This window comes from Bacteroidota bacterium, assembly GCA_019637975.1.
Taxonomy (GTDB): domain Bacteria; phylum Bacteroidota; class Ignavibacteria; order UBA10030; family UBA6906; genus CAADGV01.
Genome location: JAHBUR010000030.1, coordinates 14463 through 38839 on the forward strand (window position 1 = coordinate 14463; position 24377 = coordinate 38839).

The window sequence follows — 24377 nt, forward strand, 5'->3', positions numbered from 1 at the left end:
CATGACCAACGTGTACACTGAACTCGAACTCGTTGCGGACGAGCAGTTCCGCGAACATCTTATCGGTATTCTCTCACAGATTGGCTTTGAAGGATTTTGGGAGGAAGGATCGATCCTCCGGTGCTACATAAGCAAGGAACGATGGAGTGATGGAATGTTGGAGGAAGTGGAACGCGTCGCCAGAACCATTCATCGCTCGGGCAATTCCGTTCTTCCGAAAATCTCGGTACGGGAAATCGAAGGAAAGAACTGGAATGAAGAATGGGAAGAAACCATTCAGCCCATTCACGTCACGGAACGAATCGTCATCACGCCATCGTGGCACGACTATGCGGCAAAGCCCGGCGAGCTTGTTCTCATCATTGATCCGAAAATGTCATTCGGCACCGGCTATCATGAAACGACCCGACTTGTTTTGAAGCTGATGGAACGATACGTAAAGCCAGGGATCAAATTGTTGGATGTCGGAACGGGAACGGGCGTTCTCGCAATTGCAGGAATTAAGCTCGGAGCATCTTCCGCTGTCGGAGTTGATAACGACGAATGGTCGTACGACAATGCAATCGAGAATCTTCAACTTAATCATGTGGAGAACACGACAGAGATAATCTTGGGTGAACTTTCAACTGTTCCAGCAGGCAGATTTGATATGATCGTTGCCAACATCCAGCGAAATGTCATCGAGCCTCTTCTGCCTGAGATGAAATTGAGACTAGCTTCGGGCGGGACGATCATCCTTTCCGGCTTGCTCAACATTGATGAGGAACCCATGCGGAAAGCGATTACAGATCACGGATTTCTGATTACAAGAATGATTTCTGAGAATGAATGGATCGCCTTGATGCTGACATCCGTAATCCCCAATCCGTAATCTCACATCATATGCGCATCGCAACGATTGACATAGGCACCAACACTGTTCTTCTTCTTGTCGCAGAGGTGGATAGTGAGGGAAGCATTCACCGGCTCGCTTACGAACAGCGCATCCCGCGCCTCGGCAAAGGAGTTGACGGCTCGAAGAATCTGCAGCCGGAATCGATGCAACGCGTAATTGGAGTCTTGCAAGAATACAAATCCATTATCTCCTCATTTGATATTGAGAAGATTGTTGCGTGCGGAACGAGTGCCGTCCGTGACGCGGCGAACAGGGAAGAATTTGCAGAACTCGTACACTCAAACACCGGATTGGACCTTGAAGTCCTGAGCGGCGATGACGAGGCGTACTGGACGTACCGCGGTGCAGTCAGCGGCATACCGGGAATTACTAAAGCAACCGTCGTCGATATCGGCGGCGGAAGCACCGAAATCACCGTCGGCAACGACAAAGACATCATCGATTCGATCAGCCTCGATGTCGGCAGTGTCCGGTTGACCGAACGCTTCTTGAAGCACGATCCGCCAACTCATCCCGAGTTGGAGGCTTCGATTACCCTTGTTGAAGACGAGATTGCTAAAGCAGGTCGGTTCGATTTCAAGGATTCGACACTGGTGGGAGTAGCGGGAACGGCTACCTCGCTCGCAATTCTTGCGCAAGGACTCAAAGAGTTCTCCATCGATGCAGTCACGAACTACAATCTCGACCTTGACACTGTGTACCTTCTCTTCAGGGCGTTACGGGCAATGCCTATGGACGAAATCCGCACGCAGTCTACGTTCCTTGAAGGCCGTCACGATGTAATTGTTGCAGGCGTTTTGATTCTTCGCGAGATTATGGCGCATTTCAAGTTCAAGGAGATGATTGTGAGTGAACGGGGCGTGAGGTACGGATTGGTGTTGAGAGAATTCGAAAGAAATTCGAAATCCTAATGTCGAAATTCTAAACACGTTCGAATGTCTGAAACACCAAATCCCAAACGATATGACCTTGAGGAACGAACGGAGACATTTGCGAAGAGAGTCAGTCGGTTCGTTGAAGGTTTGCAAAAGACAATGTCAAACCTTGAGTATGGAAAGCAACTCATCCGCTCGTCAGGTTCTGTTGGTGCCAACTACATCGAAGCAAATGAGGCGTTAGGCAAAAAGGACTTTCTGATGAGAATCAAGATTTGCCGAAAGGAAGCAAAGGAAAGCGGCTACTGGCTCCGTTTGATACAGTGCAGCGAGTCATCGGAATCAGAACGGGCCGCCTTGGTTCAGGAATCAACCGAGCTAATGAAAATCTTTGGAGGTATCCTCACAAAATCGCAGTAGCACGAATTTTGAATTTAGGAATTTGAGATTGTTTAGCATTTCGATATTCGATATTAGGGTTTAACCATGAAAACTTTCCGCGAGCGGTTGGGCAAAGAAGTCATCCTCTTCGATGGCGGTGTCGGCACATACTTGTATGAAAAGGGGATTTTCATCAATACATGCTTTGATGAGCTGAATCTCATCAATCCCGACATCGTCAGCGAAGTGCATCGTGACTATGTGAATGCAGGGGCCGATGTGATCGAGACGAACACGTACGGCGCCAACCGCTTCAAGCTTGCCGCGCACGGACTCGAAACGAAAGTCCATGAAGTGAATCTCAAAGGGGCCCAAATCGCAAAGAAGATTGCCGGTGACTCGGTTCTCGTTGCCGGTTCTGTTGGTCCCCTTGGCGTCCAAATCGAGCCATTAGGCAAACTCTCGTATGACGAAGCGAAGGATGTCTTCAAGGAACAAATCAAAGGTCTCCTCGATGGCGGCGCTGATCTGATTATTCTCGAAACATTCTCGCTCGTGTCCGAGCTTCAACAGGCAATCCGCGCCGCCAAGGAGTTGAATCCCGACATCCCCATCATCGCCCAAGTCACGATCAACGACGACGGCAACTTGCTCAGCGGCGCATCGATGCAGAGCTTTGTTGAAGGCATGGCGCAGTTCCAACTTGACGCCATCGGCTTAAACTGCTCCGTCGGCCCGAAGACGATGCTCGAAGCGCTTGAACAACTGAAGCCGCTCACCCGCTTGCCCATCTCCGTCCAGCCGAATGCCGGACTTCCGCAAAATGTCGGCGGACGAAACATCTACATGACGTCGCCGGAATACATCGCCGAATATTCAAAGAGATTCATTCAAACCGGCGCTGCAATTGTCGGGGGATGCTGCGGAACAAATCCCGAACACATCAAAGCCATTCGCCGCGCCGTCAAGGCGCTTCAGCCGATCAAGCGTGCCGAGATGCGTGTCGCCGATTTGAAAGTCACGGCGCCCGAGGCGGTGAAGGTCTATCCGATGTCCGAGAAATCCCGTCTTTCCAACAAATTACTCCGCAAGGAATTTGTCACGCTGGTCGAACTCGTTTCACCGAAAGGCGTTCTGCCGGTAAAAGAGGTCGAGAAAGCGCGCAAGCTGTTTCACTTCGGCATTGACGCAATCAACATTCCTGACGGACCTCGTGCAAGCGCCCGCATGTCGGCGCTGGCTCTTGCAGTCACGATTCTTCAGAAAGTCGGCATCGAGCCTGTGTTGCATTTTGCCTGCCGCGACAGAAATGTGATCGGCATGCAATCAGATTTGTTGGGCGCGTGGGCTCTCGGCGTTCGCAATCTCATAGCCATCACCGGCGATCCGCCGAAGTTGGGCAACTATCCCGACGCAACAGCGGTGTTCGATGTTGACGCGATTGGACTCGTCAACATCATCAATCGCCTCAATCACGGACTCGATCTCGCGGGCAACCCCATCGGCGAGCCAACAGGATTTTGCATCGGAGTCGGATTCAATCCCGGCGCCATCAATCTTGATGAAGAAATCAGACGATTGGATTGGAAGATAGAAGCCGGGGCCGAGTACATCGTCACGCAGCCGGTGTTCGACATTCGCATTCTTGAAAAAGCAATGAAGCGGATTGAGTACGTGAAGCTGCCGTTGCTCTGCGGCATCTGGCCGCTTGTTTCATACCGCAACGCCGAGTTCATGAACAACGAAGTCCCCGGCGCCAGCGTCCCGCCAGAAATTATGGAACGCATGCGCAAAACCACAACGAAGGAAGAAGGCTTCGCCGAAGGCGTGAAAATTGCTCGTGAGACATTCGAGCACGTTAGAAACGAAGTCGCCGGCGTCCAACTCTCCGCTCCGATGGGGAGGATTGAGGGGATATTCAGCATATTGGCGAAGTGACCGCCTCACAGGTCATTCTGAACGGAGTGAAGAATCCAGTGAAAGAATAAACACGAAGACGCGAAGGAGCGAAGGGTCTCCTGGGCTGTCACGCCCGCCCGCCGTGCTTCACCTTATGGCGGGGTATCCTGTGCAATACCAGCACCGTGACAGCAAACAGGCAACTTAAGCAAGGGGCGTCACCGACCATTCCGTGACGCAAGCCGGAAAACAAATAATTCATGATGAAATCCCTCCACCTACTTCTCCTTGTTGGCTTGGTTATTCTCGTTGGTTGCAAGCGTCAACCAGCAACTGAATCCAAGACTCCAGTCGATCGAGCCCAGTCTACAACCCAGAAATCGGGTAGTACTCCAAGTGAAGAGGAGCAACTGTCTGAATTGTGCTCGTTCGAGCCGAGCTTCATGAATATCCAAATGGGCTTGGATTCAGCAAGAGTCGCAGCAATCGTTGGGAAGCCTGACTCTATATCTTCCATTTCAGACTTTCGCGACGAGGACGCCGTCTTGATCACATGGCACTACTCCGGATTCGAAGTCCTACTGGGTTCATACAACTCAGTAGGTGGCGTGACGATCAGCGGTTCAGGATTGCGAACCAGCCGAGCTCTTGCAGTTGGCGATTCGATTTCGCGTGTTCGGGAACTCTATGGAACTCCCTTAAACGACTATCAAGGTAATCTTTCCTTCGGAGACTCGAGAGACGAAGAACATTCGACCGTTCTCTCAATTCTGACAAAGGACAGCATCGTCACGAGAATATACCTCGGTCACATTTACGATTAGATAACAAAGCGGCTGGCACCGTGAAAGCAAACAGCCATATCGCCACGGTACTGTGAACAAGCGCGGCAACCGTGACGACCGAGGAAAGCAACCAATAATACAATTCGCACAAGCGCCGATGCCTGTGAACACCTCCAATAGCTTCTCCCCCGACGGATCCAATGGCTACGAGGCCGTGGCAGAGGACTTCATGTCGCACCGGGCGGGCTCGACGATCGGCGTGGCAACCGTGCGGCAATGGGCAAAGTTCCTTCCGCCGGGTGGCGCTGTTCTCGATCTCGGATGCGGCCATGGGGTACCGGTTTCCCAAACGCTGGTTGACGAGGGTTTCAGGGTCTACGGCGTCGACGCGTCAGCCGCCATGATCTCGGCATTCCGTGCCCGGTTCCCGAATGCGCCGGCGGAACAGAACAAGGTTGAGGATTCCCGGTTCTTCGGCCTCCGGTTCGATGGTGTGATCGCTTGGGGCTTGATGTTCCTGCTGACGGGAGATGCCCAGGCGAATGTCATCCGGAAGGTTGCGGCAGCGCTCAAGCCCGGAGGCAAGTTTCTCTTCACCGCGCCGGGGCAGGAGTGTGAGTGGCCCGACAATCTCACCGGGCAAACGTCCCGCTCGCTCGGCTCGGACGCGTACCGCCTTCTGTTGAAATCGGCGGGTCTGGTTCTCGAAGATGAGGCTGTCGATGAGGGGCAGAACCATTATTTCTTCGTCCGCAAACCGGACAACAGTGCGGCTTAACAAGGAAACAAACCTATGCGCACCCAATACTACACCGCAACAAGTCTCGACGGCTACATCGCCACCAACGATGACTCGCTGGAGTGGCTCTTTGCGTTGGGCGATGTGAACGAAACGAGCTATCCGGAGTTCATCAAGGATGTCGGAGCGATGGCGATGGGCTCGGCGACGTACGAGTGGCTATTGAGACACCTTGTGAAGCCGGGCCCGGCATCGCCCGTCGAATGGCCACACACACAGCCAACGTGGGTTTTCACGAGTCGTCTACTTCCGGGCATTCCGGGAGCAGACATCCGGTTTGTGAAAGGCGACGTTCGCCCGGTGCACGAGCAAATGCAGGCGGCGGCACAAGGCAAGAATCTCTGGCTGACCGGCGGCGGCGACCTTGTGGGACAGTTCTACGATGCCGGCCTGCTGGATGATATCATTGTGCAGATCGCCTCGGTGACGCTCGGTTCAGGCAAGCCGCTTCTTCCCCGGCAGATCACCTCTCCCTCCCTCAAGCTCGTATCCGTCAGGCAGATGGGAGAAGGATTTGCGGAGTTGCGCTATGAAGTCCGGTACGCGCATCGGTAGCGAGCGCGGCCCTGTCACCTGTGGGTTCTGTGGACCTCGCCTATCTTTCTTACTGCAACTACTGTCTTGTCATCCGCTTCAGCACCCCGCCAAGCTTCTCGACGACGCAAGCAATATCTTCTGTCGCATTGCTTTTCCCGAACGCAAACCTGAGGGTTGCCCTCGCCGTTTTCGCATCACGCCCCATCGCAAGCAGAACGTGTGAAGGCTGCATACTCCCCGACGTGCACGCCGAGCCGCTGGTGACGGCAATTCCTTCTAAATCCATATTCATCACCAACATCTCCCCTTCAAGCTGAATCTTGCTGCTGTCGAACGAGATGTTGAGTATATGCGGAAGCCGGTTCGTCGGGTGGCCGTTGATGATGGCAGCCGGAAAGCGATTAAGGATTTGGGATTGGAGATTGTCGCAAAGAGATGCAAGTCGCTTCATTTCGTCAGGCATTTCGTAGACCGCCAACTCGACCGCCTTCGCAAAACCCGCAGCCAGCGGCACGTTCTCTGTTCCGGGACGCTTGCCTCGTTCTTGTCCGCCGCCGTGCAACATTGGCTCAAGTTCCGTTCCCTTCTTCGCGTACAACGCGCCGATGCCTTTCGGGCCATACAATTTATGGGCGGAAATCGTCATCAAATCTACTCCCAACCCTGCAACATCGAGCGGAATTTTGCCTAACGTCTGAACGGCATCGGTGTGAACAACCACTCCCCTCTCATGCGCTGCTTTCACGATCTCTTTGATTGGAGAGACTGATCCGACTTCATTGTTTGCGTGCATGATGGAGACGAGGCAGGTTCTGTCGGTGATTGCCTTCATCACCTGATCCGGAGAGACGAGGCCATTCACATCCACCGGCAATATCGTAACATCAAATCCCTCTTCCCTCAATATTTCGCATGGCTCAAGAACTGCATGATGTTCAGCAGCCGAGGTGATGATGTGATTCTTCCCCCCCTTCAAGCCCGCTCTTGCAAAACCTCGTATCGCAAAGTTATCGGATTCCGTTCCGCCACTTGTGAAGAACACTTCGCCGCTGTGCGCGCCGATTGCCTTTGCAAGAGTTTCCCGCGCCTTCTCCAACGCCGACTTTGCCTCCCGACCGAATGCGTGTACAGACGAAGCGTTCCCGAATGTTTGAGAGAAATAGGGACGCATCGCTTCAAAGACTCTGTCGTCGAGCGGTGTTGTGGCGGTATGATCGAGATAGATGCGGCGCATATTAACAGGCCTGGAGTTCTTATTGAAGTAGGATCATCTTGCGGGTTGCCGTGAACCGAGTCGTCTGCATTCTGTAGAAATAGACTCCGTTCGGAAGATCTCTTGCGGAAAATTCAGCCACGTGCCGGCCTGCAGGCTTTTGTTCTTTGAGAAGTACACGGATTTCCCTTCCGAGAATATCATGAATAGTCAGTATCACGTTCCCGGACTCAGGGAGTTCATACTCAATTCTTGTCGAGGGATTGAATGGATTCGGGTAGTTCTGATGAAGCATGAATGCATGCGGCTTCTCCCCTGCATCTCCGACCGAAAGGCTCGGCAAGGTAAACAATTCATTCGCATCGGTTGCGCCAAACCCGGCAACGACAGCCCCGCCTATCACATAAATCGAGTCGGCAACTGTCGCGGCGCCCATGCCGTGACGCGGTGTGAGCATGGAAGCAACGGCACGCCAGGAGTTCGTTGCCGGATCGTATTCTTCACTCTGATGGAAAACGCCCGGTATCTCGCCGCCGAACACATACAACCTACCGTTCATCGCCGCTGCTGCAAGTCCGCCACGGGCTGTCGGCATCGGGGCTTTGGTATACCATGTATTCGTTGCGGGAGAGTACGCTTCGAGAATGTCGTTGTTCGTCGAGCCGATTCGCCCGCCAATAACGTAGATCAACGAATCAATTCTTGCGGCCGCGGTGTGTTCGCGAGCCGAGGGCATGTCAGCGACTGTCGTCCAGGAATTCGTGGCCGGATCGTAGACATCTGTTCGAGTCGTTGTGAGTCCGCCGATGATGCCGCCGATAAGATAAATCTTTCCGTTAAACTCAACGGCCATGTGAGCTCCGCGGGCAACGGGAAGATTCGCAACCGGACGCCAGAGATTCGAATCAGGAATGAAGACATACCCGCGGTTCATCGGCGTGAACGTACTCCCCTGATAAGCGCCGAGAAGGTAGAGCCTTCCGTTCGCAGCCGCAAGTCCATAATGGTGAAGAGGTTCGGGAACCGGCGCAATAGTTGACCACGAGTTGGTGGCCGGGTCGAACACCTCAACGATGGTGCTCACCTGTCCCCCCACCGTGTATCCTGCCGGAATGTAGATTCTTCCGTTCAGTACCGCGGGAGCCGTCTCTTGACGCCCTACAGGCATCGGCGTGCGCGTGAACCATTGTCCCGGCTGGGCAAACGCAACATCAATCAACAAACACGTGAACATCAAGACGAACGGGCGCGCCATATCGATTCCTCCCTTCTTGATAGAAAATCATCCACAACAAATTACAAAGAACAGCAACAGCCTCAAGCCTGGTTCACGTGGCCAAAGGGTGAATGCAACTTCACCGGCTCCCGACTCTTCGAGCGGAGCCGGAGGTTTAGCATTTCGACGAACACAGAAAACGCCATCGCAAAGTACACGTACCCTTTTGAGATATGTTGGTCGAATCCTTCAGCAATCAGTGTCACGCCTATCAACAGCAGAAAACTCAGCGCAAGCATCTTCACCGTCGGGTGACGATCGACGAAACTGCTGATAGCACCCGCCGACAGCATCATCACAACTACTGCAATAACAACGGCAGCGATCATGATCTCGATATGGCGTGCCATGCCCACCGCCGTGATCACTGAGTCGAGCGAGAAGACGATATCGAGGAGCAGAATTTGAATGATGATGCTCGAGAATTTCGCTTTCACTTTTGCGGCAGATTTTCCTTCGGCCCCCTCCAGTTTGTCGTGAATCTCGTGCGTACTCTTGGCGATCAGGAACAAACCGCCGAGTATGAGAATCAAGTCCCTCCCTGAAATCTCGTTCCCGAAGATGGCCAACAGCGGAGCTGTCAGACTCATGACCCACGTCAGAGAAAGCAGCAGCAACACTCGAGTGATCGTCGCCAACGCCAGCCCCGTCGTGCGGGCTTTCGCCTGCTGGTCTATGGGGAGCTTACCCGAGAGAATGGAGATGAAAATGATGTTGTCAATCCCCAACACAATTTCCAGAACGGTAAGCGTCACCAACGCGACCCACGCTTCGGGACTTGCCAGTATTTCCATGCTGATGGAATATCCTCCGTGTTGTTAGTCGTTGTTGCCGGGCAGAGTCAACTGCCGGATAAAATCTGCGATGCTGCTGTAGAACTTTGCCGAATCGGCGGTATGCGCAGTGTTGTGCCCTCCCGCAGTTTCGACGAAGAACTTCGGTTCGCGAGCCGCGTCAAACAATCGCCGCCCGAACTCAAACGGAATGATCTCATCTCTGACGGCGTGAAGAAAAAGCGACGGCTCTGCCACAGCGTGCATGCGACTTTCGGAATCGAATCTGCTCTTCATCATCCAATTGATGGGAAAAAAGGGATACCGCTCACGCCCGACATCGACTGCCGACGTGAAGGCCCCTTCGACAATAAGTCCGGCAGCAGCAACTTCCGTGGCAAGATGAATGGCAACCGCGGCACCCAACGAATATCCGAAGATAATGATCCGGCGCGGAGAGATGTGCCGTTGATTGACGAGGTAATCGAAGGCTGCTCGCCCGTCAAGATACAGTCCCTGCTCGCTCGGTGAGCCTTCGCTCAATCCGTATCCGCGATAGTCGATCGCAAAGACGTTCAGTCCCAAATTGCGAAGCGCCCGATAATGTGCCACGTATCCGCGGGACGAGATGTTGCCGCCGTTTCCATGAAAATACAGAACCCAAAACTGCGAGGTATCCGGCATCAGCGACGGAACAATCCAGCCGACGAGTTGGACACCGTCGCTTGCAGGGAATTCGACCGTTTTAATGTTCATATCGAATTCTTCCGCGCTTCGCAATCCTTGCCGCGGAAAGTAGAGGAACGAATCTTCCTTGACGTAATACCATCCGACGATTCCGAAGTAGACAACGACAACAGGAACTGCGGCATAAATAAGTGTACGTTTCCAGCGCGACATTTCTGTTTCTTGGAGGATTGTACTATTGATGTGAACTCTGCAACGACACAAGCAGTTCCCCGATCTTTTGAAGGCGCGGCCTGTCTATAGCCACACGTACCGGAAGGGTTGCGGCAAATTCCAGAACTTGGCGGGCTTCATCCTTCCTCTCCCAATCGAGATACAGTACACCCAATTCGTAGTGATGCCGCATCACGTCGGGAGCAAGGGAGATGGCTTTCTTCAACGCAATTTCCCCTTCTTCAAATCCCCCTTCGGGAAGCCTGCCAAGAAAGATCGAAGCGAGCTGACGTTCAAACCAGCTTACATTGCCAAGCGCCCGGTAGAACGAGCCGCGAATGGAGTATGCGGCATCATCATTCGGATTGAGAGCAAGCGCCTTATCAATTTCGGAATGTAACTCGTTCGTAAGGCGGATTTGCTCTTTCATTCCGGCATTCAGCGCGAGGTAACCAAGCGTGGCGGCAAGCCATGTGTGTCCCTCCGGCTTATCGGGAGCGAGAGTAACGCAACGGCGCGCAAATGTTTCGGCCTCCCGAAAGTACTTCTCGTTCTCGCCGTTCTCCTTTACTTCTCCCTCACATACATAGACCCGGGCAAGTCGCCACAGAAGTTCCGAATCATCCGGATGCGATTGCAGTTCGGCTTCGTAAGCCGCAATTGCAGAGGCATAATCGATCCGCAAAAAGGCCGCATCACCGACGGAGATGTTGGCGGGAGACGTGAACAGATTTGTCAATAGAAAAATAGAAGCGACGGCTTTCATTCTCTCTCTACTTCCTGCGCTCGGTCGGTTTGCCTTCGATAACAATCACAAACTCCCCCTTCATTTCTCTTGTTGAAAATTGTTTGTGCAACTCAACGGCGTTGCCGTAGAACATCTTCTCGTCGGGCATTGTGAGATTGAACGCAATACACATGCGCCGCGTGTTGGCAAATGTGTCGGCCAGATCCCTAAGAAGAGACGCCAACCGGTACGGTGTATCCATCAACACGATTGTTCGCCGTTCCTGCATAAGCTGCTTCAGTTCAGCACGACGGCGTTCTTTTTTGGGCGACAGCCAACCGTAGAACAAAAACTGATCGATCGAAAACCCTGAGACAGTCAGCGCGGGCATGAGTGATGAAGCTCCGGGAATCGGAACGATGGTAACTTTTTGATCGATTGCCTTCCGAACGAGCAGTTGGCCGGGGTCGGAAAACACGGGCGTCCCGCAGTCGGATATGAGCGCGACGTTCTTGCCGGACGCGAGATGATGAAGAATGTTGTGCGAAGCGGCGGCTTCGTTGTGTTCGTTGAGCTGTTCAACCGGTTTCTGAATCCGGAAATGTCGAAGCAGGCGTTCCCCTTCCCGACGTTCCTCGCAGATAATTACATCCGCGGATTTCAACACGTTCAATGCACGAAACGTGATATCATCAGCGTTGCCGATCGGCGTTGCGACAAGGTACAGAATGCCGCTCATCTATGCCGCCTCGCTTGCCTTCACGGACGCCGCGGCATTCCGTGCCGTCAGCCATTCGTTCAGAGCCGCCATGATCAGCGCCGTGGCCGGCACCGCTATCAACAATCCGACAAATCCGAGAAAGTAGCCGAACACCAGCAGACACAAAATCAGCAGCACAGGGTGCAGGCCCACTTGAGTTCCTATGATTTTCGGCCCAAGGACTGTCGCTTCGAGAAGTTTTTGTGAGAGATAGAGAATGACAACGCCGAGAATCTTCGCCAGCACAGCCCCGCCGCTGAATGCTGCAACAAGAGAAGATACCACAAGGCTTGTGATAAGTCCGACGTACGGGATAAAATTCAGCAAGCCGGTCATTGTCCCCAATACCAGCGCGTACTTGACTCCCAAGAGCCACAACACAAGCCCCGAAATACTACCTTGAATGACCGCCACAATGATTGCCCCACGAAGGTATTTGCCGATAACGCGCTCGACTTTCTGCAACGTGTTGACAACCCCATCCCGTTTGCTTGCAGGAATGAGAGCCAGCGCATTCCCGGAAAGCGCAGGCAAATCCTTCAGCAAATAGAACATAATGAACGGAATGATGACCGCGTTGATGATATGAAAAACCAGCGACGAGAATCCGCTTACGAAACCGAAAATCCCCTCAAGCAACGTCCGCAACAAGTCCGAGATGCGCGGGGAAATCTCCCTGCTGATAATCTCCTGCGCATCTTCGACAGAGACACCGAACCGCGCAAACACAGAAAGGAACTCGCCCGACTTCAGCATTTCAGAGAACTCGGAGGCGATATGTGATGCAACTGCGAGGATATCCTCAAACTGGCGGACGGCAGGCGGGACAAAAAAGAGGATCGCGGCGGTCACAATAGCAAACAACATGACAACCGAAACAAGTGATGATACCCAGCGCGGAATCGACCTCCGTTGCAACTTCACCACTAACGGGTTCATCATGTACGCGCCAAGAAAGGCGACGATAAACGGGACGAGGATGCCGATGATCGAGTAGAAGAACCAGAGAAGAAACACCAGAACGGAAAGCCAGAGCAGCCTGCGGGCAAACTGTGATTCACGGATCGGATAAAGAAGGAAGACCAGCGCGCCGATGATCACGAACGGAGAGATTACCGGCGCCACGCTGTAGCCGAGCGCAAGCAGCAGAATTACCGCCAGTACGAGAGTCAGAAGTTCGGGAAGCTGTCGAGGTTGTTCGTTTTCCACTGCCACCTCATCTGCCGGTGTGTCCGAAACCGCCGGCACCGCGTTGTGTTTCTTCAAGCGATTCCCGCTCCTCCCACACGATGCGTGAATAGCGGGCGATCACCATTTGCGCAATGCGCTCGCCCCGCTTGATGACAAAATCGTGCTTGCCGAGATTTGTGAGGATGACTTTTACCTCGCCCCGGTAGTCGGCATCAATGGTGCCGGGAGAGTTGAGAACAGTGATTTGATGCTTGATTGCAATTCCGCTGCGGGGACGAATCTGGGCTTCATACCCTTCGGGGAGCGCGATGGCGAACCCGCTGGGAATCAGCGCGGTTTCTCCGGCTTTCAGTAAGAATTCGCCCTCAACCGCCGCACAGATATCCATCCCCGCCGAGTGTTCGGTGGCATAGTTCGGGAGGGGAATATCTTTTGCGTCGCCGTTGATCCTCGTGATCTGGACTTTTGAGTCAGACATCCGATTGGATTTTTGTTGATAGATGGAAATTCTGTGTCAATATATCCGATGGGTGGTTGAGATGCAATCGGTTAATATCATGGTTTGGAATACGAAAGCCCCGCTCACGCAGGGCTTTTCAACAACCAAGTCTATCCGATTTCAGGATCTACTACCGCAACGCATGGACAATATCGGGTGACTTCTTCTTGGCATTGGCAGCGCCGTTCGATTTCATGACACGTTGTTCGAACTCGTCGCGGAACCGCTTGATCATGCTCTGAACAGGCCACGCTGCCGCATCGCCGAGGGCGCAGATGGTGTTTCCTTCGATGTTGTTGGCAACATCCAACAGTAAATCGATATCCTGCATCGTCGCTTCGCTATTCTCAAATCGTTTGAGAATCTTGAACATCCATCCCGTGCCTTCGCGGCACGGAGTACACTGTCCGCACGATTCGTGATAGTAGAACTTGGTGACGCGCGTGATAACACGAATCAAATCAGTATCTTCATCCATCACAATGAGTCCGGCCGTACCGACGGACGAGCCTGCTGCCTTCAGTCCCTCGGCGTCCATCGTCACGCCTTCGATGGCATCACCGCGCATGATCATCGTCGAAGAACCGCCGGGAATAATCGCCTTGATTTTCTTGTTGCCGGGAACGCCGCGCCCGTATTTTTCGCCGATCGACGGGTTTCCATAAATCAAGTCCGTGATCAACACGCCGGTCGGCACTTCATACACGCCGGGAGCGTTCACGTGACCGCTGATACCGACGAGAATCGGGCCGGGATGTTTCGGATGTCCGATCTTTGAGTATGCCTCCCAACCCATCCGGAGAATCAGCGGCACGTTGGCGATTGTTTCAACATTGTTGATAGTTGTCGGGCAGCCCCACAAACCGAACTGTGCCGGGAACGGCGGCTTCACTCGCGGATAACCCCGTTCGCCTTCCAACGAATTCATGAGGGCTGATTCCTCACCACAAATATACGCTCCCGCCCCGCGATGCAGATAAAAACTTGTGCTGAATCCCGAACCAAGAATGTTTTGCCCTATGTACCCTTTTGCGTACGCATCGTCCAACGCCTTCTGCACCATCTTGATCCACTTGTTGTACTCACCGCGAATGTACAAGTAGATCGTTTGTATGCCCATTGCGTACGCGGCGATCAATCCTCCCTCAATCATCAAATGCGGATTGTCTTCGAAGATTTGCCGGTCTTTGAACGTACCCGGTTCACTCTCGTCGCCGTTGATGCAGAGATACTTCGGCTTGTCGGAGTTTTTCGGCATAAAGGTCCACTTCAGCCCCGTGGGGAAACAAGCACCGCCGCGACCGCGAAGATTGCTTTTCTTCACTTCGTCCGTCACCTCTTCGGGCTTCATAGCCAGCGCTTTGCGCAGCATCTGGTAGCCGCCGTTGGCTTCGTAGACGTCGATTTTATGAAGATCAGGTATGTTGGGAAGAATCAGCTTTTCCATTGTTACTTTCAGTTGTCACGTCGTCAATCTATTTCAACTCCGCCAGAATCCGGTCCACCTTTGCTTCATCCAGATTTTCATAATACTCATCGCCGCATTGAAGCATCGGTGCGTAGCCGCAAGCGCCGAGGCATTCCGCCTCTACAAGTGTAAACCGCTTGTCGGGCGTTGTCTCGCCCATCTTGATATTCAACCTGTTCTCGATGTGCCTGACGATCTTGTCGCTGTTCCGCAACATGCAGGAGACATTTGTGCAGACTTCCAACTTGTGCCTGCCGACAGGTTTCGAATTGTACATCGTATAGAAGGTGACGATGCCATACACTTCGTGCGGAGGCATGCCAACCAACCCGGCAACGTACTTCATCCCTTCCTGCGAGATCCAGCCGTGTTCATCCTGCCACATCCACAATGCGGCAAGGACAACCGGACGCGGGTTGGGATAATGCGTTTTGAGTTCTTCGATCTTCTTGAGACTTTGTTCGGATAGCATGGTTCTTTGAATGTCAGATGAAAACACTGATTACGGATTGCAGATTACGCAGCGCGGACTCTAATCCGTAATCTCATTTGTCCGCTTCCCCCATCACGGGATCGATACTGCCAATAATGGCGACAATATCGGAAATCATCGCGCCTTTAATCATCACCGGCAACGCAGAAAGGTTGACCATTGACGGGCTGCGAATTTTGAGCCGCCACGGATGCCCTGTTCCGTCACTGACGAGATAGAACCCCAGTTCGCCTTTCGACGATTCGATACCCTGATACACTTCGCCAACGGGCGGATCAATGCCGAGATTGATGAGCATGAAGTCATGAATCAGTTCTTCCATTTTTGTGTAGATGCGATCCTTGCGGGGCAGGACTTTCTTCGTTTCGTCTGCGTGAATCGGGCCTTGCGGCATGTTCTGCAACGCCTGCCGGAGAATCTTTGCGCTTTCACGCGCTTCCGAAAATCTCACATAGAATCGTGCGAGCGAATCGCTTTCCTGTGCCGTGATAACATCAAAATCAAGATCGTTATAGACGAGATAGGGGTTGTCACGGCGCAAATCACGAGGCACGCCGGATGCACGGAGAATCGGGCCCGACATTCCGAGGGCAATGCATTGTTCCCGCGAGATGTACCCGACGTCCTCACATCTATCAATGAAGATCTTGTTCGTAAACAAGAGGCCTCCCACTTCCTTCAACGACTCATCGAACTCATCAAGGAACTTGGTGAGCATAGCAGTACAAGTGTCCGTCCAATCCTGTTGCAGGCCGCCGATGCGGGTATAACTTGTCGTGAACCGGGCACCGCACAGCACGTCGTAAATATCCATCAACTTCTCGCGCTCACGAAACGTCCACAACAACACTGTCAGCGCGCCGACATCCATCGCCATACTGCCGACGGCAACGAGATGCGATGCAACACGGGCCATTTCACAAATCAAGACACGAATATACTGCGCCCGCACCGGGACGTCAACGCCGATCAACTTCTCCACCGCAAGCACATACCCGACGTTGTTTGATAGAGGCGAGAGATAATCGAGCCGATCGGTGTGCGGAATGAATTCGTGATACGTCGAGTTCTCGCCAATCTTCTCATACCCGCGGTGAAGATAGCCGAGCTCGGGAACGGAATTGACAACGGTTTCGCCGTCGAGTTTCACCAACACACGCAGCACGCCGTGCGTTGCCGGATGCTGCGGTCCCATATTGAGAACCATCGTGTTCTCAAGCGGATCTTCGATGGTTACCGTCGTGTCGGCATCTTCAAGGGCTTGGAGGATTTGACTTTTCTTCGGGTGGTCGGCAACTAACATAATCGTAAGTTCGGATTACTTTCGTGGAAGCGGGATAGAGTCGGGAATTCCCATCAACGGGAAATCCTTGCGCAACGGATGATATTCGTATTCTTCCGGCATATACATCCGGCGCAAGTCGGGATGGCCGGTAAACTTCACGCCAATCATATCAAAGGTCTCGCGCTCGTGCCAATTTGCTCCGGGCCAAATGTCCGTCACGGTCGGGACTTCGCAATCATCCTCATCAACCAGGACTTTGAGTCTGACGTACTTGCTGTTCTTGATGGAGTAGATGTTATAGACAACCTCGAAGCGCCCCTCCGGTCTGTACATATCCACGCCGAGGAGATCGACAATCAAATCAAATGAGAGTTCGGGATCATTCTTGAGGAACTCCCCCACCTTCACGATGTCGTTCTTCTTGACTTGAACCGTGAGATCGCCGCGGAAGTTGTTCGTGGCGTCGATGCTTTCCGGGAATTTTTCTTTTAGTTTCTGGACTATGACGTCGTTCATGGTATACGAGTGTGCTTGACTATGTACACATAGCTTGCGACTTACGCGGCAACTGTGGCCTTCTCGATCTCTCCTGCTTCATTGATATTAATCGGCCCGCCGCTGATGAGATTTCCGAGTGTCCGGTCGCCTTCCACTTTTCGCTGCAAAGCGATGAGCGCATTCAGCAAGTTCTCCGGCCGGGGCGGACAACCTGCAACAAATACATCAACCGGCATAAACTGATCGATACCCTGGACTACAGAGTACGAACGGAACATCCCGCCGCTTGATGCGCAAGCGCCCATCGAGATTACCCATTTCGGGTCAGGCATTTGATCGTAGATCTTGCGCACCACCTTCGCCATTTTGTATGTTACTGTTCCCGCCACAATCATCACGTCGCATTGACGAGGTGTGAAGCGCATAACTTCCGAACCGAAGCGGGAGATATCAAACCGCGGCGATGCGGTTGCCATCATCTCAATGGCGCAACAGGAAATGCCCATCGGCATCGGCCAGAGGGAGTTCTTTCGCGCCCAGTTAATGGCCGCATCAAGCTTCGTGACCATGAAGCCGTCTTGTTCTAATTTCTCTAATCCCATTTCAGCGCTCCTTTCCTCCATACATAAACAAATCCGACCAACAGAATCAGAATGAACACCGTCATCTCCACAAACCCGAACAACCCGAGTTCCTTGAATTTCACCGCCCAGGGATACATGAAAACGATTTCGATATCGAACACAATGAACAGCATTGCCACCATATAGAACTTGATCGAGAACCGTTCCCGCGCTGTCTTCACCGGCTCCATGCCGCTTTCGTACGTCGAAAGCTTTTCGTCACTCGGGCGCTTGGGCCCGATCCATTTGTTGATGTTGGCAAGCACAATGCCGAAGACAATGGCAACCACCATCATGATTCCGATAGGAACGTACTGTTCTATCATCTACAATACCTTAACAAGGTTCTATTAAGAAGTATTCCGCGGAAAAAACCATAGAAAAAGGTAGGCAAAACCGAACGGAAAGGCAAGTTTTGGGCGAAATGGCCCTGTTTCAACAGTGAAGGTCACTCATTCGAAGGACGAACAACCGCACCGTGTCTATATGTTAAACAATCTAATGCAAGCCTTGGTACATCCCGTCAATGATCTCGGCGAATTTCTCCTCCACGACTTTTCGCTTCACTTTTTGCGTTGGCGTCAGTTCGCCATCTTCGACGGTGAAGGGCTTTGCGAGAAGGATGAACTTTCGGACGCGTTCGAAGTTCGCGAGATCCCGTTGTATGCCCTCGATATCCTTTTCGATAAGTTGATTGATTTCAGGATGACGGACGAGTTCGTGATTGTGAACCAATGCAATTCCATGATCCTGAGCATACGTTTTCAGCGCATCGAAATCGGGAACAACCAACGCTGTGCAGAACATCCTCCGGTCGCCAATCAGAACAAATTGTTCGATATACTTGCTTGCCAAAAAGAGATTCTCAATCGGCTGAGGGGCTATATTCTTTCCGCCCGAACTGACGAACAAATGCTTTTTCCTGTCGGTAATTTTCAAGAACCCGTCACTATCAAATTCACCGATGTCGCCCGTATGGAACCATCCTTCGTTATCAATAACTTGGGCGGTTTCTTGGGGCAGGTTCCAATACCCTTGCATGATGTTCGGCCCGCGGGAGAGAATCTCGCCATCGGGCGCAATCTTCACCTCGACATTTGGAATAGCCCTGCCGACTGTACCAAACCGATACTCGTCGAGTCTGTTTGCCGAAATAACGGGGGATGTTTCGGTAAGCCCGTAGCCCTCCAGAATCGTGATGCCAACGGCTTCAAAAAATTCGCCGAACTCCTTCGGGAGCGCTGCTCCTCCCGATACCATGAATTTCATTCTCCCGCCGAGCTTCGCCCGGATTTTGCTCAGAACGAGCTTGTCGGCGAGAGCATGTTTCGCCTTCAGAATCGGGGAGAATTTCCCGGCTTTGCGTGACGCTGCAAACTGTCTGCCCGTTTCGATAGCCCAGAAAAATAACTTCTGCCGCTTCGGCGGTGCCGCATCAACCGCTTTCATAATGCGGCTGTGCATGCGCTCGAACAGCCGCGGCACGGTGGTGATGATGTGCGGACGGACTTCAACAAGATTGTTCTGAACCGTTTCGATACTTTCGGCGTAGGCTATTGTTGCCCCGCACGCCATTGCCGTATAGTTTCCGGCCATGCGTTCGAATGAGTGACTCAACGGAAGGAATGACAGGAGAATATCATTCTCTTCTATTTTGATGCAGATTGCCGCGTCGCGGATGTTGCTGCACAGATTCCAATGCGTCAGCATCACGCCTTTCGGATTGCCTGTGGTTCCGGATGTATAAATAAGCGTCAGCAGATCGTCCTGCTTTACCAACTTGCGCGATTTTTCGAGAAGGTCGGGCTGAGTGTTCTTCAGTTCTTCTCCGAGACCGAGCAGATAACTGAACGAGAGAACATTTGCGGCCCCGGCATCTACCCCCTCATTCATGACAATGACGTGTTTCAGCGTCGGAACGGATTCGAGTGATTTCAGTACCTTGTTGAGTTGAAATTGGTTTGAGACGATAACCGCTTTGACGCCGGCATCGTTGAAAATGTACTCGTTCTGTTTGGCAGTCATCGTCGGATATACCGGCACACTGACGGCGCCAAGAACTGCAATCGCCTGATCTGTGTAAACCCACTCCGGGCGGTTCTCGGCAATAATGCTGATCATATCCCCACGTTGAAGCCCGAGCGCAGCAAGCCCAAAGGCAGTTAACTCGACTTTTCTGCGCACTTCTGCATAGCTGATTGGCTGATACGTTCCTTCCTTTTTAGCCATCAGCATCGGGCGGGCGGAGTTGGCGAATTTCGACGTTATCCTGTCGAACATTTCAGGAATAGTTGTAAACTGTACGACAACTGACATAGATGACCCTTTGTGGTTGATTGAACTATCGGGTGGAACGTTACAGCCGGGATGGTATCGGGAGATGATAATTTCTGCATCCAATATATTCTCTCCCACATCAAAAAACAAGATATGACAGCTAAAGTTCGTTTTGAGGTGATTTCTTGCCGTGCCGAAATCAGGTTGCCGGCCTGTTGCCGTGAGATGAACCAATCTCGTGCGATGTTGCACACTATTGCTCACTCATGTTCCTATCGCAGTATTTTTCAGTTAGGCTAAGTCATTGATTTCATTGACGGAAAAATTTTGTTTGAAATTTTAACTTGACTTCGGCGTGTGGCGGTGTTATATTTTGACCCACCAAAAAGAAAACAACTCCTTCTACAACACAGGTTCTTTCTGCAACTTCTTTACTGACAGCAAGTTGCGAGATCGAACTTCGAAGGTAGAACGAAAATGAGAATCCCCGAAAAAGCCCGAAAATGAGCAGTAAAGACGGGCTTTCGCTTTTGCAAAATAACAGAAGTCAGCAACACTATATTGAAGGGTCAGCCCATGGCGAACAAGGAGATATCCCCCGCTCCAACAGTCTCAACCAAACCCACCCCCACTCACGCAACGAAAACATCACTCGATCCGAACATCACCGACCTTGCCTTGGATGCAAAGGACTACTACGGGGATAACGACCTCGCTGCCGATGTTTTGCGTTCGAAATACCTTGCCCCAAACGAGCAGGGCCCCATGCATATGTGGAGCCGCATAGCCCGCGCACTTGCGTCCGTTGAGACAAGCGAAGCGAGCAAGGAGTATTGGTACAATCAGTTTCTGAATTTGTTGTTCGATTTCAAATTCGTTCCGGGGGGACGTGTGATGCACGGCGCGGGACGCGACGAGGCAAAACGCCGACCGACACTTTCCAACTGCTACGTTATTCCGATCGAAGAGGATAGTCTGGAAGGAATTTATCGCTGCATCACCGAATCGGCGATGGTGTACCGGACGGGCGGCGGCGTCGGAACGGATCTGTCGATTCTTCGTCCCGAAGGGGCTTCCGTCAACGCAACAATTGATCACTCGCCCGGCGCTACGGCATTCATGAACCTGTTCAGCGAAAGCACAAATACCGTTTCGCAAGCCGGACGCCGCGGCGCGTTGATGCTGACGATACGTGTTGACCACCCTGATGTCGAGAAGTTCATCACCATTAAGAACGATCCGCGTCGTATCAAAGTCCAGCATGCCAACATCAGCGTGCTGTTGACGCATGAGTTCATGAACGCGGTAATGAACGACGCCGATTTCGACCTCCGTTGGGGGGGCAAAGTCTATCGGACCGTGAAGGCAAAGGAGTTGTGGTTCAAGATTATCAAGAATGCCCACGCCTCCGCCGAACCCGGAATCATCTTCTGGGATACGATGAAGGATTATCACAACGTCGAGTATGCGAACCCGCTTACCAGTACCAATCCCTGCGGTGAGCAGCCGTTGGCCTCATATACAGCCTGCAATCTCGGCAATATCAATCTGGCGAAGTTCGTGGATGAGAAGGGCAACTTCATGTACGACGAGCTTGCCGAGGTAACGCGCATTTCGACCCGCTTCATGGATAATGTTGTCGAGTACAATATGCAGAACCATGCCCTCGACAAAATCAAGAAGGCCGTCGGCTCCGACCGGCGTATCGGGCTGGGCATTACCGGACTTGCCGACGCGTTGGTGATGATGAAGATCAGATACGACTCGCAGGAAGCCCTCGACGCAACCGAGAAGATGATGCGGGTGATTCGTGACGAATCGTACAAAACTTCTGTCGAATTGGCGAAGGAGAAAGGCTCTTTCCCCCTCTACAAATGGGATGGATATTCAAAGAGCAAGTTCATCCAGGCTCTTCCGAAGGAAATCAAAGACGCCATCAAGAAGAACGGCATTCGCAACAGCACAGTTATTACCGTACCGCCGGTTGGCACGGGATCCATTGTGGCGCAGACAAGCTCGGGCATTGAGCCGATCTTCTGCACAAGCTATCGCCGCAAAGTCAAAAACCACGACGGCGACACCTACACGGAATACAAGGTCTATCATCCCCTCATCAAACAGATGTTCGGCGATGATGAGAATCTGCCGGATTACGTGGTAACGGCACACGACATCGACCCCTACTTCCGGGTGAAGATGCAGGGAGTGATTCAGAAGTACGTTGATAGCTCGATCTCCTCTACCGTGAATCTTGCCGAGGATGTCAGCGTTGAGACGGTTGCCGACATTTACATGACGGCATACAAGGCCGGACTCAAAGGCATCACTGTTTACCGGGAAGGCAGCCGTGACGGAATCTTGCAGACTGAAGAGTTTGCCAGGAAGAAGGAAAAAGGCTCGGCTCCGGCAGCTTCTTCACAACGCGTCCCTCGCAACCGCCCGACGCGAACCTACGGCGTTACCGAGCGTGTAAAGACGGGTGAAGGCACACTGTACGTTACCATCAACGAGGACGAAAACGGCATTTGCGAGGTATTTTCGGCAATTGGCAAGGCGGGCGGCAACGCCGCGGCACAAAGCGAAGCAATCAGCAGGCTGATTTCGCTGGCGCTGCGTTCGGGCATTGAGCCGCGTGAGGTGGTAAAGCACCTGAAAGGCATCTCCGGCCCGATGCCAGTGTGGGGCGGCAACGGCGAGCAGATTCTCTCCACTCCCGATGCCATCGGCAAAGTGTTAGAGCGCTACATCGAAGAGCGGGAGCAGGAAGGAACAAGCCTCTACCGTGAAGAAGGTGCCCCGGCGGTGAAGATTATGAAAGGCGTGCAGAAGAAGTCAACAGCCTCCGATGCAACACCCAAGAGCAGCATGGCCTGCCCCGAATGCGGAACCAACGTTGAACACGTCGGCGGCTGTGTACTGTGCCAGAATTGCGGGTGGAGTAAGTGTTGAACACCGTAGAGACGTTCCGCCGGAACGTCTCTACCGGCAAGAAATTACCCCGCTTGGCGCAAGCTGGGCGGACCAGCAACAAAAAAGTTCTGAAAACTCGCTGGGTTGAATAAGTGCTGATTGATATGTGAAACCAACTTAGTTTTCGAATGTTGTAGTTTCGAGTAAGTAGATTTCAAGTCAGTTAGAATCAGGAAGCCCATTCACCTGCGGAGAGGTGGATGGGCTTTTGCAGTTCTGAGATTCGGAGTAGTATTCACAATCAACGTGGAAGGGATGGCTATGAAACTCATGTTCATTGACGAAACTTCAGATTCCTCAAACCCAAATTATCTGGGAGTCTGTGGTGCATTAGTCGACGCCACGCGTTATGGCGACATGAAACGTCAGTTCATGTCAACAGTCGGACTGTACAATTGGGATCCAAGCATTGAATTCAAAGGGAGCTACATCTTTTCTTCGTCCACTGGATGTAAGGACGTTAGTGTTGATGCAAGGATCAGAATAGTCGACAGAGTCATAGAATACACTTCGTCTCCAAGCACGGCTAGGGTGAAATTCTGCTACGCGTTTTCAACATCTGGAACAGGCGCCGAACAATATCTAGAACTTGTCTTCAACGTTGCGTCCTCTTTGGCCCCGAGAAAAACGAATCAAAAACTCGGGAAAGATGTGATAGCGATCTTCGTGGATCAACGAACAGATGTAACACAACAAGCGATTCGAGCGAATCTGGAACCTGTGCTCATTAGAAAGGGACTTACACTTTTCGAGGATATTACCTTTGTTAAGTCTAGCCCTGAGACGGTTGGAATCGCATATGCGGACATAGTCGGATACATGATGTCAAGAAAGGATAACATTAAGTTTGATGCATCGCTTTTTGACCAAATGGATCCGGCAATACTCGAAAGAAACGGCCAATATCGAAAACTGAAAGCGTCTACGGAGATTCTGGAGAGTATCAGATCAATTCAGCGAATCCCAGTTATTGGAACTATAGATTCGGCAAACGGAAGAATTGCGCGTACAGATTCTCCATTGATACTGGCAACTCGAATTCAAAAGGAAGGGAGGTGAAAAGATGTCACGGTACACACGAAACACGGGAAAAACTTGGACAGCAAGTGCAGAACGGCAACTGGGTATCCTAGCTGACCAAAATACTCCTACACGGGTGATTGGTTTGAAGCTCGGCCGGACTGAGAACGCTGTTCGCACAACTCCGTATTTCGCTTAAACCAACAAATCAGTCACCGTACAACCGCAATAAG

The 24377-nt window shown here is 52.2% G+C and carries 24 protein-coding genes; 9 read left to right on the plus strand and 15 right to left on the minus strand.

Translation table 11 applies throughout. The features are described from left to right. Position 1 precedes the first annotated feature (1 nt). The 7 genes from prmA (at position 2) to KF749_14680 (ending at position 6189) form a co-directional block, all read left to right on the plus strand. Complete coding sequence (gene prmA / locus KF749_14650) at positions 2-871, plus strand: 50S ribosomal protein L11 methyltransferase (GenBank protein MBX2992388.1); 870 nt, start codon at positions 2-4, stop codon at positions 869-871. Continuing rightward, positions 829-1806 carry a Ppx/GppA family phosphatase gene (locus KF749_14655; protein ID MBX2992389.1) on the plus strand — a complete coding sequence of 326 codons (978 nt, stop codon included), beginning with the start codon at positions 829-831 and terminating at the stop codon, positions 1804-1806. The genes prmA and KF749_14655 overlap by 43 nt, the downstream gene beginning before the upstream one ends. A 24-nt stretch (positions 1807-1830) precedes the next feature. Further along, positions 1831-2190 carry a four helix bundle protein gene (locus KF749_14660; GenBank protein ID MBX2992390.1) on the plus strand — a complete coding sequence of 120 codons (360 nt, stop codon included), beginning with the start codon at positions 1831-1833 and terminating at the stop codon, positions 2188-2190. Between the two features lie 66 nt (positions 2191-2256). Then, positions 2257-4089: a bifunctional homocysteine S-methyltransferase/methylenetetrahydrofolate reductase gene (locus KF749_14665; protein ID MBX2992391.1), complete on the plus strand. Its 1833-nt coding sequence runs from the start codon at positions 2257-2259 to the stop codon at positions 4087-4089. 404 nt (positions 4090-4493) lie between these two features. Next, positions 4494-4874 carry a hypothetical protein gene (locus KF749_14670; GenBank protein MBX2992392.1) on the plus strand — a complete coding sequence of 127 codons (381 nt, stop codon included), beginning with the start codon at positions 4494-4496 and terminating at the stop codon, positions 4872-4874. A 118-nt stretch (positions 4875-4992) separates the two neighbouring features. Further along, positions 4993-5613, plus strand: a complete 621-nt coding sequence (locus tag KF749_14675; GenBank protein MBX2992393.1) for a class I SAM-dependent methyltransferase — start codon at positions 4993-4995, stop codon at positions 5611-5613. Between the two features lie 15 nt (positions 5614-5628). Next, positions 5629-6189, plus strand: coding sequence for a dihydrofolate reductase family protein (locus KF749_14680; protein MBX2992394.1), 561 nt, complete (start codon positions 5629-5631; stop codon positions 6187-6189). A 58-nt stretch (positions 6190-6247) separates the two neighbouring features. Here the strand turns inward: KF749_14680 and KF749_14685 are convergent, their stop codons facing one another. The 15 genes from KF749_14685 to KF749_14755 form a co-directional block, all read right to left on the minus strand. After that, positions 6248-7405 carry a cysteine desulfurase gene (locus KF749_14685; GenBank protein MBX2992395.1) on the minus strand — a complete coding sequence of 386 codons (1158 nt, stop codon included), beginning with the start codon at positions 7403-7405 and terminating at the stop codon, positions 6248-6250. A 19-nt stretch (positions 7406-7424) separates the two neighbouring features. Next, entirely contained in the window at positions 7425-8639 is a 1215-nt protein-coding gene (locus tag KF749_14690; GenBank protein ID MBX2992396.1) for a T9SS type A sorting domain-containing protein, read from the minus strand. Positions 8640-8701: 62 nt separating this feature from the next. After that, the gene (locus tag KF749_14695) at positions 8702-9454 is read right to left on the minus strand and encodes a TerC family protein (GenBank protein ID MBX2992397.1); all 753 of its coding nucleotides are present in this window, start codon (positions 9452-9454) and stop codon (positions 8702-8704) included. Positions 9455-9478: 24 nt separating this feature from the next. Continuing rightward, positions 9479-10333: an alpha/beta hydrolase gene (locus KF749_14700; GenBank protein MBX2992398.1), complete on the minus strand. Its 855-nt coding sequence runs from the start codon at positions 10331-10333 to the stop codon at positions 9479-9481. A gap of 22 nt (positions 10334-10355) precedes the next feature. Continuing rightward, entirely contained in the window at positions 10356-11099 is a 744-nt protein-coding gene (locus tag KF749_14705) for a hypothetical protein (protein MBX2992399.1), read from the minus strand. Positions 11100-11106: 7 nt separating this feature from the next. After that, positions 11107-11799 carry a 16S rRNA (cytidine(1402)-2'-O)-methyltransferase gene (gene rsmI, locus KF749_14710; GenBank protein ID MBX2992400.1) on the minus strand — a complete coding sequence of 231 codons (693 nt, stop codon included), beginning with the start codon at positions 11797-11799 and terminating at the stop codon, positions 11107-11109. After that, on the minus strand, positions 11800-13086 hold the full coding sequence (locus tag KF749_14715) for an AI-2E family transporter (protein ID MBX2992401.1): 1287 nt from the start codon (positions 13084-13086) through the stop codon (positions 11800-11802). Beyond that, complete coding sequence (dut, locus tag KF749_14720) at positions 13037-13489, minus strand: dUTP diphosphatase (protein ID MBX2992402.1); 453 nt, start codon at positions 13487-13489, stop codon at positions 13037-13039. The genes KF749_14715 and dut overlap by 50 nt, the downstream gene beginning before the upstream one ends. A 151-nt stretch (positions 13490-13640) precedes the next feature. Next, a complete protein-coding gene (gene nuoF, locus KF749_14725; GenBank protein ID MBX2992403.1) occupies positions 13641-14957 on the minus strand; it encodes an NADH-quinone oxidoreductase subunit NuoF in 1317 nt (438 codons plus the stop codon). A gap of 28 nt (positions 14958-14985) precedes the next feature. Continuing rightward, a complete protein-coding gene (nuoE, locus tag KF749_14730; protein MBX2992404.1) occupies positions 14986-15450 on the minus strand; it encodes an NADH-quinone oxidoreductase subunit NuoE in 465 nt (154 codons plus the stop codon). A gap of 73 nt (positions 15451-15523) precedes the next feature. Then, positions 15524-16774 carry an NADH dehydrogenase (quinone) subunit D gene (gene nuoD, locus KF749_14735; GenBank protein ID MBX2992405.1) on the minus strand — a complete coding sequence of 417 codons (1251 nt, stop codon included), beginning with the start codon at positions 16772-16774 and terminating at the stop codon, positions 15524-15526. Positions 16775-16789: 15 nt separating this feature from the next. Next, positions 16790-17272: an NADH-quinone oxidoreductase subunit C gene (locus KF749_14740; protein ID MBX2992406.1), complete on the minus strand. Its 483-nt coding sequence runs from the start codon at positions 17270-17272 to the stop codon at positions 16790-16792. Between the two features lie 41 nt (positions 17273-17313). Beyond that, entirely contained in the window at positions 17314-17856 is a 543-nt protein-coding gene (gene nuoB / locus KF749_14745) for an NADH-quinone oxidoreductase subunit NuoB (GenBank protein ID MBX2992407.1), read from the minus strand. After that, positions 17847-18203 (minus strand): NADH-quinone oxidoreductase subunit A, encoded by a 357-nt coding sequence (locus tag KF749_14750; GenBank protein MBX2992408.1) that lies wholly within the window; start codon positions 18201-18203, stop codon positions 17847-17849. Before KF749_14750 ends, nuoB begins: the two co-directional genes overlap by 10 nt. A 172-nt stretch (positions 18204-18375) precedes the next feature. After that, positions 18376-20193, minus strand: a complete 1818-nt coding sequence (locus tag KF749_14755) for a long-chain fatty acid--CoA ligase (GenBank protein ID MBX2992409.1) — start codon at positions 20191-20193, stop codon at positions 18376-18378. A gap of 537 nt (positions 20194-20730) precedes the next feature. Between KF749_14755 and KF749_14760 the strand changes: the two genes are divergently transcribed. After that, a complete protein-coding gene (locus KF749_14760; protein ID MBX2992410.1) occupies positions 20731-23103 on the plus strand; it encodes an adenosylcobalamin-dependent ribonucleoside-diphosphate reductase in 2373 nt (790 codons plus the stop codon). A gap of 282 nt (positions 23104-23385) precedes the next feature. Then, entirely contained in the window at positions 23386-24183 is a 798-nt protein-coding gene (locus KF749_14765; protein MBX2992411.1) for a hypothetical protein, read from the plus strand. Positions 24184-24377 lie beyond the last annotated feature (194 nt).

What these genes read in the sequence shown, in the direction of transcription:
- rsmI (MBX2992400.1), bottom strand. Translation starts at nt 11,799, where the DNA reads ATGAGCGGCATTCTGTACCTTGTCGCAACGCCGATCGGCAACGCTGAT.
- KF749_14670 (MBX2992392.1), top strand. Translation starts at nt 4,494, where the DNA reads ATGAATATCCAAATGGGCTTGGATTCAGCAAGAGTCGCAGCAATCGTT.
- KF749_14765 (MBX2992411.1), top strand. Translation starts at nt 23,386, where the DNA reads ATGAAACTCATGTTCATTGACGAAACTTCAGATTCCTCAAACCCAAAT.
- KF749_14690 (MBX2992396.1), bottom strand. Translation starts at nt 8,639, where the DNA reads ATGGCGCGCCCGTTCGTCTTGATGTTCACGTGTTTGTTGATTGATGTT.
- nuoB (MBX2992407.1), bottom strand. Translation starts at nt 17,856, where the DNA reads ATGGGATTAGAGAAATTAGAACAAGACGGCTTCATGGTCACGAAGCTT.
- KF749_14680 (MBX2992394.1), top strand. Translation starts at nt 5,629, where the DNA reads ATGCGCACCCAATACTACACCGCAACAAGTCTCGACGGCTACATCGCC.
- KF749_14750 (MBX2992408.1), bottom strand. Translation starts at nt 18,203, where the DNA reads ATGATAGAACAGTACGTTCCTATCGGAATCATGATGGTGGTTGCCATT.
- nuoF (MBX2992403.1), bottom strand. Translation starts at nt 14,957, where the DNA reads ATGGAAAAGCTGATTCTTCCCAACATACCTGATCTTCATAAAATCGAC.
- KF749_14705 (MBX2992399.1), bottom strand. Translation starts at nt 11,099, where the DNA reads ATGAAAGCCGTCGCTTCTATTTTTCTATTGACAAATCTGTTCACGTCT.
- KF749_14695 (MBX2992397.1), bottom strand. Translation starts at nt 9,454, where the DNA reads ATGGAAATACTGGCAAGTCCCGAAGCGTGGGTCGCGTTGGTGACGCTT.
- KF749_14685 (MBX2992395.1), bottom strand. Translation starts at nt 7,405, where the DNA reads ATGCGCCGCATCTATCTCGATCATACCGCCACAACACCGCTCGACGAC.
- KF749_14740 (MBX2992406.1), bottom strand. Translation starts at nt 17,272, where the DNA reads ATGAACGACGTCATAGTCCAGAAACTAAAAGAAAAATTCCCGGAAAGC.
- KF749_14760 (MBX2992410.1), top strand. Translation starts at nt 20,731, where the DNA reads ATGGCGAACAAGGAGATATCCCCCGCTCCAACAGTCTCAACCAAACCC.
- KF749_14675 (MBX2992393.1), top strand. Translation starts at nt 4,993, where the DNA reads ATGCCTGTGAACACCTCCAATAGCTTCTCCCCCGACGGATCCAATGGC.
- KF749_14655 (MBX2992389.1), top strand. Translation starts at nt 829, where the DNA reads ATGGATCGCCTTGATGCTGACATCCGTAATCCCCAATCCGTAATCTCA.
- dut (MBX2992402.1), bottom strand. Translation starts at nt 13,489, where the DNA reads ATGTCTGACTCAAAAGTCCAGATCACGAGGATCAACGGCGACGCAAAA.
- prmA (MBX2992388.1), top strand. Translation starts at nt 2, where the DNA reads ATGACCAACGTGTACACTGAACTCGAACTCGTTGCGGACGAGCAGTTC.
- KF749_14700 (MBX2992398.1), bottom strand. Translation starts at nt 10,333, where the DNA reads ATGTCGCGCTGGAAACGTACACTTATTTATGCCGCAGTTCCTGTTGTC.
- KF749_14665 (MBX2992391.1), top strand. Translation starts at nt 2,257, where the DNA reads ATGAAAACTTTCCGCGAGCGGTTGGGCAAAGAAGTCATCCTCTTCGAT.
- nuoE (MBX2992404.1), bottom strand. Translation starts at nt 15,450, where the DNA reads ATGCTATCCGAACAAAGTCTCAAGAAGATCGAAGAACTCAAAACGCAT.
- nuoD (MBX2992405.1), bottom strand. Translation starts at nt 16,774, where the DNA reads ATGTTAGTTGCCGACCACCCGAAGAAAAGTCAAATCCTCCAAGCCCTT.
- KF749_14660 (MBX2992390.1), top strand. Translation starts at nt 1,831, where the DNA reads ATGTCTGAAACACCAAATCCCAAACGATATGACCTTGAGGAACGAACG.
- KF749_14755 (MBX2992409.1), bottom strand. Translation starts at nt 20,193, where the DNA reads ATGTCAGTTGTCGTACAGTTTACAACTATTCCTGAAATGTTCGACAGG.